The following is a 12,921-nucleotide window of genomic DNA, read 5'->3' on the forward strand; positions in this document are numbered from 1 at the left end:
TGACGACGAGAGGACAGTGCAGATGTGTGAAGATGGGTGGCTGAATTTATCAGTGATTCCTTAAGAAGCAGGAGCCAAGGCGTTTAGGAGGTTTCATAATAAAATGAGTACGAAAATGGCTGCATCGCATACAGAAAACAAGTTTCTCAACGACGTGATTTTTGCTGCGAGCGGCGCGGCGACGGCAGCGGCAAAGGAGCATGGGGCAGCGAACGTTACGAACGCCACCTTGGGCGCGATTTTTGGCGAGGACGAAAAGCTCGCTTGTATACCTGCCGTCGAGAAGGTGCTGCGCGAACTGCCGATCTCGGAGATCATCGCCTATGCGCCGGTCGCCGGACTGCCGGCGTATCTCGCCGGTGTGGAGGAGATCGTCTTTGCAGGGCATCGTCCGGCAGGATATGTTGAGGCGGTGGCGACGGCAGGCGGCTCGGGCGCCGTACACCACGCGATTGAAAACTATTCGGAAGTGGGGGACGGCGTCCTTACTTCCGATTGGTATTGGGGACCCTACAGTGCGCTTTGCCAAAATATCGGACGCCGATTGGAGACGTACCCGCTGTTTGACGAGACTCTCTCCTTCAATACAGCGGCTTTTTCCAAGAAGGTGACGATGCTTCTTGAAAAGCAGGATTCGCTCCTCGTCATCATCAATACACCTGCGCACAATCCGACGGGTTACTCCCTCTCCGATGCAGATTGGGATGCGGTGCTTGATGCTTTGAAGGAACATGCAAAGACGGGCAAGCGCATCAGCATCCTCGTTGACATCGCCTATATCGAGTACAGCGGCACGAAGGATGAAACGCGCGCCTTTATGGAGAAGTTTGCAGATCTTCCCGCGAACCTCTTTATCATGTTCGCGTTCAGCATGTCTAAGGCGTATACGTTCTATGGACAGCGTACGGGAGCGATCGTCGGACTTTCTTCGAGCCGTGCGGTCATCGAGGAGTTTTCCAACGTCAGCAAGTTTTCCAGCCGTGCCACATGGTCGAACATCAACCGCGGCGCTATGGCGCTTCTGGCAGAGATCCAACACGATGCGGCTCTTTTGGCGCAGTTTGAAAAGGAACGCGATGCGCTCTATCAGATCGTCCGTGCGCGCGGTGCGCTCTTTATGGACGAAGCGAAAGCATGTGGTCTCAAGGCGCTGCCGTACAAGGCGGGCTTCTTCCTCGCCGTACCGACAAAGGATCCGCAGGCTGTAACGGACAAGCTGCACGATGATCTCGTCTTTGCCGTTCCCTTGAAGCGCGGCGTGCGCATCGCTGTCTGCGGCGTCGCTACGTCGAAGATCAAAGGACTTGCCGCTAAGGTCAAGAAGGCATGGGATTTTGTGGAAAAATAAGCATTTGCGACTATTCTAAACTTCAATATTGCTCTATCTGAAAAATGATGTTATAGTTGAGAGGGAAAGCGGATAGAGATTGTGTTCTGGGAGGAAGCAAATGTTTAATTTCAAGAACAAGGACTCAGAGTTCTTCGACTTGTTCCTCGAAAGTGCCCAGTATTTCCATAAATGCGCTGTGATGATGGATGAGGTTATGCAGGATTACAGCAAGGCGGAAGCAAAGATGCGTGAGATCATTGATCTTGAGCATGAGGCAGACGCCGTCAATGACAAGATCATTGACAAGCTCAACCAGACTTTCATCACACCGATTGACCGTGAGGACATCTATGCTCTCGCCAACGGTCTTGACGACGGCGTTGATTTTTTGCAGGGGACGCTGCAGCGTGTCGTCATGTACCATATCGGCGGTGTCAAGGATAGTGCGATCGCCTTGACAAAGCTTCTCATCGAATGTACGGAAGAGATGATGAAAGCATTTAAGCTCTTGAAGCATGTGAAGAAGAACCAGACGGAGATCTTAAAGTGTACGCATCGTATCAGCAGCTTAGAGAGCGAGGGGGATCGCGTCTATCGCAACGAGGTTGCCAACCTTTTTGAAAACGTCAAGGATCCCATTGAACTCATCAAGTGGAAGGATGTTCTGGAGTATTTGGAGGACACGCTCGACCATTGCGAGAATGTAGCAGACATGGTGCGCGGCGTGGTAATGAAGTATGCCTGAGCTGCAGTTTCTCATTCTGACGGTCATTGTGCTCGCTTTGATGTTTGACTTTATCAACGGCTTTCATGATACGGCGAATGCGATCGCGACATCCGTTTCAACACGCGCCATAAAGCCGGCACATGCCATCATCATGGCGGCGTTTTTGAACTTTATCGGCGCGATTTACAGTACGGGCGTTGCCAAAACGATCGGCGGCGACATCGTGGCGAGTGCGGAGATGGTCGATGAGCATATCATCATCGCGGCGCTCGTAGGCTCGATTATATGGAATCTTTTCACTTGGTATGTAGCGATGCCGAGCAGCTCTTCGCACGCGCTTGTCGGCGGCATCATCGGCGCCGTGCTTGTCTCTACAGGCAGCACGGGACTGAACCTCATAGGCATAGGAAAGATCGTGCTGTCGCTCATTGCGTCGCCGCTTTTGGCGATTTTCTCAGGGTTTCTTGTGATGACGCTGCTTTTTTTTCTCTTTGGACGCTTTGCACCGTCGGCGCTCAACGGGCGCTTCAAGAAGATGCAGATCCTCTCAGCGGCGGCGATGGCATTTTCCCACGGTTCGAATGATGCGCAGAAGTCGATGGGCATCATCACGCTGGCGCTTTTGTCCGGCGGCTACATCTCAAGTTTTGAGGTGCCGGACTATGTGAAGTTCCTGTGTGCGGCGGCAATGGCGTGCGGCACGGCGCTCGGCGGCTGGCGAATCATACGCACGATCGGCGGCAAGATCTTCAAACTGGAGCCGATCAGTGGTTTCGCAGCGGATCTCAATTCGTCCATCGTCATTTTTTCGGCGACGCTTTTGCATCTGCCTGTCAGTACGACGCACGTCGTTTCCGGCTCCATCATGGGCGTCGGCACGGCGAAGCGCATTCGTGCCGTGCGGTGGGGCGTTGCGCAGCAGATGCTTGCTGCATGGGTGCTGACGATCCCGTGTACGGCTGTCATGGGGGCGCTGGCGTATCAACTCGTTCTTTGGATTTTCTGATGAATCTGCTGGATCAATGGCTGGAAAGGGACGCTGTGCGTGCTTTTCAGCCGTTTCTTTTTATGCGTTGCTGAATCTGAATAGGAGGCGAAAGTATGCGCTGGGAGAAGGGAAAAGGGCGGGAGATTCCCGCAGAAACGATGCTTTTGGATCTCGCACAAGAGGTGCAGCAGGCGGGAGAACCGCTCATTGTGGCGGCGCGTGTGGACAATGTCCTGCGTGATTTGCAGTCGCCTGTCGGGGCGTTTCATACGATAGAGCTTGTCGATACGAGAAGCGAGCTGGGACGGCGCATCTACCAGCGTTCCGTCGTGTTTTTGCTCATCTTGGCAGCGCATGAGGTTCAGCCGGATTTGTCGGTCATCGTACAGTTCACGGCGCATGGCGGACTTTACTGTGCGCTGCAGACGCCGTCCGGTGTGACGAAGCACATGGTGCGGGAGATCGAGCAGCGTATGCGTGAGATCGTTGCGGAAAACCGCCCGATCGTCAAAAAGCGCCTGCAGCGCGAGGAGGTTGTGCAGCTATTCAAGCAATCCGAGCAGATTGAAAAAGCAAATCTCGTCATGTCACTGGAGTCGGAAAAAGCAAGCATTTATTACTGCGGCGATTTTTATGACTATCTTTTCGGCCCTATGGTATCTGCGACGGGGGTCTTAGGGAAGTTTGCTCTTGATGCCATGCCGGACGGCGTGCTGCTGCGCACCCCAAATGCGGATGCACCCGAAGTCGTACCTGTATTGCGTGCACAGCCGAAGTTCGGGGGCATTCTCATGGAAGCGGAGCGCTGGGCGAATGTCCTGCGCTGTGACTATGTGTCCGATCTCAATCGCTATATACGCCGCGGTGAGATCGCTGACATCATCCATGTATCAGAGGCTTTGCACGAGAAGAAGATTGCTGAGATTGCCGATCATATCGCTGCAAATATCAAGAAGCTGCGCCTCATCCTCATCGCAGGGCCGTCGTCGTCGGGCAAGACTTCGTTTGCGCAGCGTCTGCGCATACAGCTTCGTGTCAACGGCATCGAGCCTGTCTCCATATCGCTCGACGATTATTTTTGCAACTGGGAGGATACGCCGCGCCTGCCGGACGGAACGTATAACTTTGAAAACATCGGCGCACTCGACGTCGCACTCTTCAACGATCATCTCGTGCGCCTTCTGCGCGGTGAAGAGGTCATTTTGCCGCGTTACAATTTCCTCACGGGAAAACGGGAAGAGGGGACGGCGCATCTGTCTGTGGCGCCGACGGCGCCTCTGATTGTCGAGGGCATTCATGGGCTTAATGAAGCTCTGACTGCCGCTGTACCGCGAGAGAAGAAGTACAAGATCTATATCAGCGCCCTGACGCAGCTCAATATCGACGCACACAACCGCATAGCTACGACGGATGCGCGGCTTCTTCGCCGTATGGTGCGCGACTACCAGTTTCGCGGTGCATACGCTTTGAAAACATTGCGTCAATGGCCCGATGTACGCGCGGGAGAGGAGAAAAACATCTTCCCTTTCCAAGAAGAAGCGGACGCGATGTTTAATTCAGCGCTGATCTATGAGCTTGCCGTCTTGAAGCGCTATGCCGTGCCTCTCTTGGGGATGGTGCCGCGCGATGTGCCGGAGTACACGAAGGCGAATCGCCTGCTCGATTTCTGCCGCTGCTTTGCTGATATCACGGAGGAATACGATATCCCGAACAACTCGCTTCTGCGTGAGTTCATCGGCAAGTCGATTTTCTTCAAATAGGGAAACGGGGCAAACAAAAAACCACGCTTTCGCGTGGTTTTTTGTTTGCCCCCTGCAAGGGGAAACCGGTGATGACTCTCGATCAGCCCTTCTTGGACATATCGTAAGCGTTCATCGGTGCGTAATGCTTCTTGAAGAACTCTTCGGCGACCTGCGGGAAGAGTGCATAGGAGAGGATATCCTCTTCCGTCGGGTTGAGGAAGCCTTTTTCCTTCATCTCCTTCTCGAAGTCTGCGAGCTTCGGAGCCTTGGCATCTTCTGCGACGATATCGTCGATGATCTCGCTCTCGGGGATGCCGAGCGTCTTTGTGAGGTAGTCGCGCTTGACTTCCACCGGCGGCTTGCCGAACTTGCCGCGGGCAAGATCTTTGAATTCCTTCGGGACGATCTTGTAACGCTCGCCCGTCATGACGTTGAACGTAGCCATCGTGCCGACGATCTGGCTCGACGGCGTGACGAGCGGCGGGAAGCCGACATCTTCGCGCACGCGCGGCATTTCGTCGAGGAGATCCTGGAACTTGTCTTCCATGCCCTGCTCCTTGAGCTGGTTTGCAAGGTTCGAGAGCATACCGCCCGGGATCTGGAAGTCGATGACGTTCGGGTTGACATCGAAATAGCCTTTGAGGTTGAATTCTTTGATGAGATCCTGTTTGACCTGCAGGAAGTGCTTCGCGATCGGCGTCATGGCATGACGGTCAAGACCCGTGTCGAACGGCGTGCCTTCGAGGGCGGCGACCATCGTCTCCGTGCAGGGCTGGGATGTATCGAGAGCAAACGGCGAGAGGGCGCAGTCGACGACATCGACACCGGCTTCAATCGCCTTCATGTACGTCATGCTGCCGAAGCCGGACGTGTAGTGCGTATGGAGCTGGATGGGAATGTCGAGCTTCGCTTTGAGTTTCTTCACGAGGTCTTCTGCGACATACGGCTTCAGAAGGCCGGACATATCCTTGATGCAGACGGAATGGCAGCCCATCTCCTGCAGCTTTTCGGAGAGTTCGACAAAGACTTCGTTCGTATGATAAGGGCTGAGTGTGTAAACGAGGCAGCCCTGCACATGCGGCTTCTCTTTGCAGCCGAGAGCAGCGCTGATCGCCGTCTTGAGGTTACGCACGTCGTTCAGTGCGTCGAAGATGCGGAACACGCCCATGCCGTGCTCGGATGCCTTCTCGACGAATTTCTTGACGACATCGTCCGAATAGTGGTTGTAGCCCAAGAGGTTCTGACCGCGAAGCAGCATCTGAATCGGGGTCTTGAGACGTGCCTTGAGTTTGTCGAGTCTCTCCCACGGATCTTCATCGAGGAAGCGAAGGCAGGTATCAAAGGTCGCACCGCCCCAAGCTTCGAGCGAATTGTAGCCGAGCTTGTCGAGCGAGGCGAGCATCGGCTCCATCTGCGCGTAACGCATACGCGTCGCACACAGGGACTGGTGGCCGTCGCGAAGTACTGTTTCTGTGATTTTTACCTTTTTTGCCATAAAAAAACACACTCCTTCGGGTTATACTACCATAAACATGATGTATTTGCTTCACTACAAGTATAGGTACTATTTTGGATATTGTCAATGAAAAGTTGTGATTTTTGCAGGTTTTTTCCAATACGCGAAAAATTCTGCCAACAAAAGAAACCACGACCGTTGGCAGCCGTGTTTTCTTTTGGGGAAACTAGGCGCACAAGCGTCCGCTTCGCGGATGTTGTGCGCCGCCCTGCATGAAAGTCCCCAAGCTTCTTAGGAAAAGCATGCCTTTTGGATAAGCGATTGAAACGATGCCATGATTTTTTTCGTGATTTCGCCCGGCGCGCCTGAGCCGATCTTTTTGCCGCCGATCTTGACGACGGGGGTGACTTCGAGACTCGTACTCGTTTCGAAAGCTTCGTCCGCTTTTTGCGCAAATTCCGGCGTGAATGTTTTTTCGATGACGGTCAAACCGAGTTCCTTGGCGCATTCTTCGACGACGACGGCGCGGGTGACGCCCGGCAGCACGAGATGATCGAGCGGATGCGTCCAGACGACACCGTCTTTGACGAGGAAGAAGGTGCTGCTTGCGCCTTCGGTGACGAATCCCGTATCTTTGCGATAGAGAAGCGCTTCCGAGCAGCCTTCCGCTTTCGCTTTCTCCTTGGCGAAGACGGCGCCGAGAAGATTCAGCGACTTGATGTCGCAGCGCAGCCAGCGGATGTCCTCGGCGAGCGCGAGTGAGATGCCGCTCTCTTGCTGCTCTCGGTTGGGCGTGCTTTCACGAATCGTCATGGAGAGATTCGGCGTGGCGCGTCCGGGGAAGGGAAAGGCGCGGGCTGCCGTGCCGCGCGTGACCTGAAAGTAGATGGCGCCGCTCTTTATGCCGCTCTTTTCGATGAGGTCGTTATGAATGGCGGTGAGCTCTTCGTCCATGTAGGTGATGGGGATGTGCATTTCGCGCATGGAGCGGCGGAAGCGAGCGAGGTGGCGGTCAAATGCGAAGAGTTTGCCGTTGTAGACGTGCGTGACTTCGTAGATGCCGTCGCCGAACTGATAGCCGCGATCTTCGATGTCGACTTGCGCTTCGCCCGGCGCGTAGAAATGATCGTTAAAAAAGCTGAGTTCCTTCAAAAGAGTGACCCCCTTGATGATGAGTTTTTCGCATTGTGTCAGAAAATGCTTCTTCCATTATAACGGAAACCGATGCAAAAAACAATTTGGGAGACGTGCCCTCTTGGATTTTCAGTCTGTGACTGCTATAATGAGAAAATATACATCAAAAAGCTCGGCGGCGCATGGCGGCTGTCGGAAAGAATGAGGGGTTGCAAATGAAAATTGTGGTGACGATCGTCGGCAAGGACAGCGTGGGCATCATCGCGGCGGTCAGTACGATTTTGGCGGAGAACGGCGTCAACATTCTGAGCATCAATCAAAATATCATGGACGGGTTTTTCAACATGGTCATGATCGCCGATATGACGGGCAGTAAGATCGAGCTTGCTGCGGTGCGTCAGCTTTTAGAGGAGAAGGGCGAGACGCTTGGCGTTGAGATCAAGACGCAGCATGAGGATATTTTCAATGCGATGCACAAAGTTTGAACAGGCCGCTGCTTTTCTTGAATCGTTGCAGGAGGTTTTTTTGTGATTACCATTGATGATATATTAGAAACAAATCGCATGATTACGGAGAACAAGCTCGACGTGCGCACGATCACGATGGGCATTTCACTCCGTGACTGCGCACATCCGAACATCGAGCAGTTTTGCCGCAACGTCTATGACAAGGTCACGAAGTCGGCGGAGTTCCTCGTAGAGACGGGCAGGGACATCGAGGCGGAGTACGGCATTCCGATCATCAACAAGCGCGTTTCCGTCACGCCGATCGCCATCGCGGCGGACGCCTGCAAGACGGATTCTTACGTCCCTGTTGCCGAAGCGCTCGACCGTGCGGCGAAGGAGATCGGCATCAACTTCATCGGCGGCTTTTCCGCACTCGTAGAAAAGGGCTATACGCATGGCGATCAGGTGCTGATTTCGTCGATTCCGCAGGCGCTTTCTTCGACGGATCTCGTCTGTTCCTCGGTCAATCTCGGCTCGACGAAGGCGGGCATCAACATGGACTGCGTGCGTGAGATGGGCGAGGTCATCAAGCGCACGGCGGAATTGACGCGCGATCAGGCGGCGATCGGCTGTGCGAAGCTCGTCGTTTTCTGCAACGCGCCGGGGGACAATCCCTTTATGGCAGGGGCTTTCCACGGTGTTTCCGAGGCGGACAAGGTCGTGAGCGTCGGCGTCAGCGGCCCGGGGGTTGTGAAGCGCGCCTTGGAGGACATCAAGGGGGCGGATTTCTCCGAGGTGGCGGAGATGATTAAGCGCACGGCGTTCAAGATCACGCGCGTCGGCCAGCCCGTGGCACGCGAAGCGTCGAAACGTCTCGGCGTGCCTTTCGGCATTATCGATCTCTCGCTTGCGCCGACGCCGGCGGTCGGCGACAGCGTCGCGCACATTTTGGAGGAGATGGGACTTGAAAGCTGCGGCGCTCCGGGGACGACGGCGGCGCTTGCGCTTTTAAATGATGCGGTCAAGAAGGGAGGCCTCATGGCGTCGTCGCATGTGGGCGGCCTCTCGGGCGCGTTCATCCCTGTCAGTGAGGATGCGGGCATGATTGACGCCGTCGCGCGCGGCAGTCTTTCGCTCGAAAAGCTTGAGGCGATGACGTGCGTCTGCTCCGTCGGGCTCGACATGATTGCGGTCGCGGGCGATACGACGGCGGCGACGATTTCGGGAATCATCGCGGATGAAGCGGCGATCGGCATGATTAACAACAAGACGACGGCGGTGCGCATCATCCCCGTGCCCGGCAAGAAGGTCGGCGATGAAGTCGAGTGGGGCGGTCTCTTGGGGCGCTGCCCGATCATGCCCGTCAGAGACGCGTTCCGTTCAGAGGCGTTCATTGCACGCGGCGGGCGTATTCCTGCGCCTGTGCGCAGTTTGACGAACTGAGGCTCTGATGCGGGTCACGAAGAAGATACGAGAAGAGCAGCTGAAGATTCTTGAAGAGACGTACCGCGGCGCGAAGCCTGAGCTTCATTTTCGCAATCCCTTTGAACTTCTGATCGCCGTCATCTTGTCAGCGCAGTGTACGGATAAGCGCGTGAATATCACGACGGCGCGCCTTTTTCAAAAGGCGGCGACGCCGGAGGCTATCGTCGCTTTGGGGCTTTCGGGGCTGGAAGAGGAGATCAAGGACTGCGGGCTTTTTCGCAACAAGGCGAAGAATATCATGGCGACGTGCCGCACGCTCGTCGAGGAGTTCGGCGGTGAGGTGCCTTCGGACTACGATACGCTTTTGAAGCTGCCGGGCGTTGGCAGAAAGACGGCGAACGTCGTCACGAGCGTCGCTTTCGGTCGCCCTGCCATCGCCGTCGACACGCATGTCTTTCGCATTGCGAATCGGCTGAAGCTCGCCGTGGGAGAGACGCCGCTTGCCGTGGAAAAGGGCTTGATGAAGAATATTCCGCGCGAAAAGTGGAGTGCGGCGCATCACTGGCTCATCTACCACGGCAGGCGCGTGTGCAAGGCGAATCGCCCGCACTGCGGCGAATGTCCGCTCGTTGGTGTTTGTCCAAGCCGCGAATAAGCGGCGAATGGAGGAAGCATTTTGAAGTACAGGAAGGCCGTGTTTGCGGACGTGGAGAGCATCTTTCATCTCGTGAACGATTATGCGGCGGGCGGTGCGATGCTTGCACGCTCACGCAATACGCTCTACGAAACATTGCGTGATATGATCGTCGCCGAAGATGATGCGGGGAAAGTCGTCGGCGTCGGTGGTCTGCACATGATGTGGGATGGATTGGCGGAGGTGCGAACGATGGCGATTGCACCCGAGCTTGCGCGCTGCGGCATCGGCTCGGAAATTGTGCGCCGCCTTATGGAAGAGGGGCGTGCGCTCGGTGTGCGTCAATTTTTCACACTGACGTATAAGCCGGGATTTTTCAAAACGCTCGGCTTTCATATTGTCCCCAAGGAAACACTGCCGCAGAAGGTCTGGAAGGAATGCATCGACTGTCCCAAGTTCCCGAATTGTGACGAGATCGCCATGATACGGGAAACTTCGGACGAGATGAACCTTTAATTTTGCAGGAGGTTATGGCATGATCATCGTAATGAGTCCGACATCGACCAAGGAAAATCTTGAGAAGGTGGAACAAAAAATCACGCAGGCAGGTCTCAAGTACCATCTTTCGACAGGCGATGAACGTACGATCGTCGGCGTGATCGGCGATAAGAAGATCATCGCCGGCCTGCAGATGAATTCTCTGGATGGGGTGGAAAAAACAGTGCGCATCACGGAGAAGTACAAACTTGTAAGCCGCGAATTCAAGCCGGATGATACCGTCGTCGATGTCGGCGGCGTGAAGGTCGGCGCGGGACATCTGACGGTCATGGCGGGACCGTGCGCCGTCGAGAGCATGGAGCAGCTTTTGGAAGCGGCAGAATGCGTGAAGGACTGCGGCGCCGAGTTCCTTCGCGGCGGCGCTTTCAAGCCGCGCACTTCGCCATACGATTTTCAGGGGTTGGCAGACGAAGGGCTTAAATTGCTGCGCGAAGCGGCGGACAAGACGGGGCTCAAGGTCGTGACGGAGATCGTGAATATCAACGATGTCGAACTCATCACGAAATATGCCGATGTGATTCAGATCGGCGCGCGCAATATGCAGAATTTCCAACTGCTGAAAGAAGTCGGCAAGGTGCGTACGCCCGTGCTTTTGAAGCGCGGTCTTTCGGCGACGATCAGCGAGTGGCTCAATGCGGCGGAATACATCATGGCGGGCGGCAATGCCAACGTCATCCTCTGTGAGCGCGGCATCCGCACCTACGAAACGTATACGCGCAACACGCTCGATTTGAGCGCTGTCGCAGCCGTCAAGGAGATCTCGCATCTGCCGATTATCGTCGATCCGAGCCACGGCACAGGCCGCTGGCAGATGGTGCCGGCGATGGCGCGTGCGGCGATCGCCGCCGGTGCTGACGGGCTGATCATCGAGGTGCATCCGCATCCCGAAGTCGCGCTTTCGGACGGCGATCAGTCCCTGACGCCCGAGAACTTCCGAAAGACGATGGGCGAAGTGCGTGATATCGCACGCTTTATGGGGCGCAAAGCATGAAGATGAAGCTTGCAATCATCGGCGTCGGTCTCATCGGCGGCTCTCTGGGACTTTGCCTGAAGGAAAAGCTCGGTGAAGATATTTTCATCACAGGGCTTTGCCGCACGCAGAGATCCATGAATCTTGCCGTAGAGCTTGGCGCGGTTGACATGGCTTCGTCGGATGTGCGAAAGGTTGTCGAGGATGCCGACGTCGTATTTTTGGCGACGCCCGTGCTGCAGATGGCGCCGATGCTGGAAAAGATTCTGCCGTATCTTAAAGAAGGTGCGATCCTGACGGACGCGGGAAGCACAAAGGCGTATCTTTGGCAGCATATTCAAGGCATTCTGCCCGCTGGCGTTCACTACATCGCGGGGCATCCGATGACGGGCCGTGAAAAGAGCGGCGTCGAAGCGGCATCTGCGGATCTCTTCCGAAATAAAGCGTATGTCATTGTCGAGGATACCGGCGCGTCGCCCGAAGCGCATGAAAGGCTCATGAAGGTGCTCTCGCATACGGAAGCGAATTTTCTGCGGCTTGACATACGAAAGCATGATCGCTGCGCTTCGATCATCAGTCATGTGCCGCATGTGACGGCGGCGGCGCTCGTGACGCTTCTCAATCAGAGCGCGGGCGATATGGAGTCCTGCCTGAAGCTGGCGGGCGGCGGCTTCAAGGACACGACGCGCATCGCATCTTCGAACGCCGATATGTGGGCGGATATATGTATGACGAACGGGGAAGCGATCACGAGTCATCTGCGCGCTTTGCAGGCGATTCTCGATACGGTCATCGACGCCATTGAAGCAGGCGACCGCGAAGCTGTACATCGTTACTTTGCTGCAAGCAAGGAGAGGCGCGACGCGATCTTAGACCGCACAGAGAAGATGTACGATCTCGTATGACGGGGAGGGGAGTTTTTGGAAATCTCTTTGCAGGAGCTTGCGGCTGCGCTTGCGAAAACAGATGTACTGCAAGGCTATGTCGATACGCGCGAAGGGCGCATCCTCATGATCGGAGCGGCTGGTGAATCCACATCTTTTGATGAAGCGGCGAAGCGTGGGGAAGACTGTGTGGAACGGCTCCTTTCTATTGAGGATGATTGGCAGCGTTATGTGCCTCTGCCCAATATTTATGAGGAAGAGATTCGATCCGTTATGCAGGATTTCGCAAAGAAAGCGCCGCACGATGCGGGCGTCGCCCTCGCTGAGGCGTTGTCCGGCGCCGCTGCACGTCTGCGCTTTCGGCGCACGGTGCAGCGGCTTTCTCTCGAAGGGGCGTGGCAGGCGCATCTTTCGGCGAGCCTTCAGATGCTTGCACGCGACTGGTGTGAAGAAAACGCGATCGCTTATCGTGCATGAACCTGCAGGAGGTTGTTGGAGTTTGAGGAAGCGCTGCTGAAAGGAAGCCGATCGGATGTATGAAGGCGGGAGAGGAATGTATCAGTGACTTCTTAATGGGATAAACAGCCTATTGATAATAGAATATAGCCATGCTAAAATCATTTATTA

The 12,921-nt window shown here is 55.3% G+C and carries 13 protein-coding genes; 11 read left to right on the forward strand and 2 right to left on the reverse strand.

Translation table 11 applies throughout. The features are described from left to right. Positions 1-103: 103 nt before the first annotated feature. From ACTTKG_RS05010 to ACTTKG_RS05025, 4 genes are all read left to right on the forward strand, one after another. Positions 104-1,348 (forward strand): pyridoxal phosphate-dependent aminotransferase, encoded by a 1,245-nt coding sequence (locus ACTTKG_RS05010; RefSeq protein ID WP_442673156.1) that lies wholly within the window; start codon positions 104-106, stop codon positions 1,346-1,348. A gap of 100 nt (positions 1,349-1,448) precedes the next feature. After that, positions 1,449-2,075 (forward strand): DUF47 domain-containing protein, encoded by a 627-nt coding sequence (locus ACTTKG_RS05015; RefSeq protein ID WP_442673157.1) that lies wholly within the window; start codon positions 1,449-1,451, stop codon positions 2,073-2,075. Next, positions 2,068-3,063, forward strand: a complete 996-nt coding sequence (locus ACTTKG_RS05020; RefSeq protein ID WP_442673158.1) for an anion permease — start codon at positions 2,068-2,070, stop codon at positions 3,061-3,063. Before ACTTKG_RS05015 ends, ACTTKG_RS05020 begins: the two co-directional genes overlap by 8 nt. 95 nt (positions 3,064-3,158) lie before the next feature. Then, positions 3,159-4,805 (forward strand): nucleoside kinase, encoded by a 1,647-nt coding sequence (locus tag ACTTKG_RS05025; RefSeq protein ID WP_442673159.1) that lies wholly within the window; start codon positions 3,159-3,161, stop codon positions 4,803-4,805. An 82-nt stretch (positions 4,806-4,887) separates the two neighbouring features. On the opposite strand, the gene ACTTKG_RS05030 is transcribed toward ACTTKG_RS05025, so the two are convergent. Then, positions 4,888-6,282 carry a pyruvate carboxylase subunit B gene (locus tag ACTTKG_RS05030; RefSeq protein WP_442673160.1) on the reverse strand — a complete coding sequence of 465 codons (1,395 nt, stop codon included), beginning with the start codon at positions 6,280-6,282 and terminating at the stop codon, positions 4,888-4,890. A gap of 252 nt (positions 6,283-6,534) precedes the next feature. Then, complete coding sequence (dat, locus tag ACTTKG_RS05035) at positions 6,535-7,395, reverse strand: D-amino-acid transaminase (RefSeq protein WP_442673161.1); 861 nt, start codon at positions 7,393-7,395, stop codon at positions 6,535-6,537. Positions 7,396-7,592: 197 nt separating this feature from the next. Here dat and ACTTKG_RS05040 point away from each other — a divergent pair, with 197 nt between their 5' ends. The 7 genes from ACTTKG_RS05040 to ACTTKG_RS05070 are packed head-to-tail and all read left to right on the forward strand — an operon-like array spanning position 7,593 to position 12,771. Further along, on the forward strand, positions 7,593-7,862 hold the full coding sequence (locus ACTTKG_RS05040; protein ID WP_442673162.1) for an ACT domain-containing protein: 270 nt from the start codon (positions 7,593-7,595) through the stop codon (positions 7,860-7,862). A 42-nt stretch (positions 7,863-7,904) separates the two neighbouring features. Then, complete coding sequence (locus ACTTKG_RS05045; RefSeq protein ID WP_442673163.1) at positions 7,905-9,266, forward strand: PFL family protein; 1,362 nt, start codon at positions 7,905-7,907, stop codon at positions 9,264-9,266. 7 nt (positions 9,267-9,273) lie between these two features. Continuing rightward, positions 9,274-9,903 (forward strand): endonuclease III, encoded by a 630-nt coding sequence (gene nth / locus ACTTKG_RS05050; RefSeq protein WP_442673164.1) that lies wholly within the window; start codon positions 9,274-9,276, stop codon positions 9,901-9,903. Positions 9,904-9,924: 21 nt separating this feature from the next. Next, on the forward strand, positions 9,925-10,398 hold the full coding sequence (locus ACTTKG_RS05055; protein WP_442673165.1) for an N-acetyltransferase: 474 nt from the start codon (positions 9,925-9,927) through the stop codon (positions 10,396-10,398). 19 nt (positions 10,399-10,417) lie between these two features. Continuing rightward, on the forward strand, positions 10,418-11,431 hold the full coding sequence (gene aroF, locus ACTTKG_RS05060) for a 3-deoxy-7-phosphoheptulonate synthase (protein WP_442673166.1): 1,014 nt from the start codon (positions 10,418-10,420) through the stop codon (positions 11,429-11,431). Next, complete coding sequence (locus tag ACTTKG_RS05065; protein WP_442673167.1) at positions 11,428-12,315, forward strand: prephenate dehydrogenase; 888 nt, start codon at positions 11,428-11,430, stop codon at positions 12,313-12,315. Before aroF ends, ACTTKG_RS05065 begins: the two co-directional genes overlap by 4 nt. Positions 12,316-12,330: 15 nt before the next feature. Further along, complete coding sequence (locus ACTTKG_RS05070; RefSeq protein WP_442673168.1) at positions 12,331-12,771, forward strand: UPF0158 family protein; 441 nt, start codon at positions 12,331-12,333, stop codon at positions 12,769-12,771. Positions 12,772-12,921 lie beyond the last annotated feature (150 nt).

The sequence above is a fragment of the Selenomonas sp. genome (assembly GCF_052169755.1).
Classification (GTDB): domain Bacteria; phylum Bacillota; class Negativicutes; order Selenomonadales; family Selenomonadaceae; genus Selenomonas.

Excerpts from the sequence above, each read along its gene's own strand:
- ACTTKG_RS05040 (WP_442673162.1), top strand. The coding sequence starts at position 7,593 with ATGAAAATTGTGGTGACGATCGTCGGCAAGGACAGCGTGGGCATCATC.
- ACTTKG_RS05020 (WP_442673158.1), top strand. The coding sequence starts at position 2,068 with ATGCCTGAGCTGCAGTTTCTCATTCTGACGGTCATTGTGCTCGCTTTG.
- ACTTKG_RS05065 (WP_442673167.1), top strand. The coding sequence starts at position 11,428 with ATGAAGATGAAGCTTGCAATCATCGGCGTCGGTCTCATCGGCGGCTCT.
- aroF (WP_442673166.1), top strand. The coding sequence starts at position 10,418 with ATGATCATCGTAATGAGTCCGACATCGACCAAGGAAAATCTTGAGAAG.
- nth (WP_442673164.1), top strand. The coding sequence starts at position 9,274 with ATGCGGGTCACGAAGAAGATACGAGAAGAGCAGCTGAAGATTCTTGAA.
- ACTTKG_RS05030 (WP_442673160.1), bottom strand. The coding sequence starts at position 6,282 with ATGGCAAAAAAGGTAAAAATCACAGAAACAGTACTTCGCGACGGCCAC.
- ACTTKG_RS05025 (WP_442673159.1), top strand. The coding sequence starts at position 3,159 with ATGCGCTGGGAGAAGGGAAAAGGGCGGGAGATTCCCGCAGAAACGATG.
- ACTTKG_RS05015 (WP_442673157.1), top strand. The coding sequence starts at position 1,449 with ATGTTTAATTTCAAGAACAAGGACTCAGAGTTCTTCGACTTGTTCCTC.
- ACTTKG_RS05010 (WP_442673156.1), top strand. The coding sequence starts at position 104 with ATGAGTACGAAAATGGCTGCATCGCATACAGAAAACAAGTTTCTCAAC.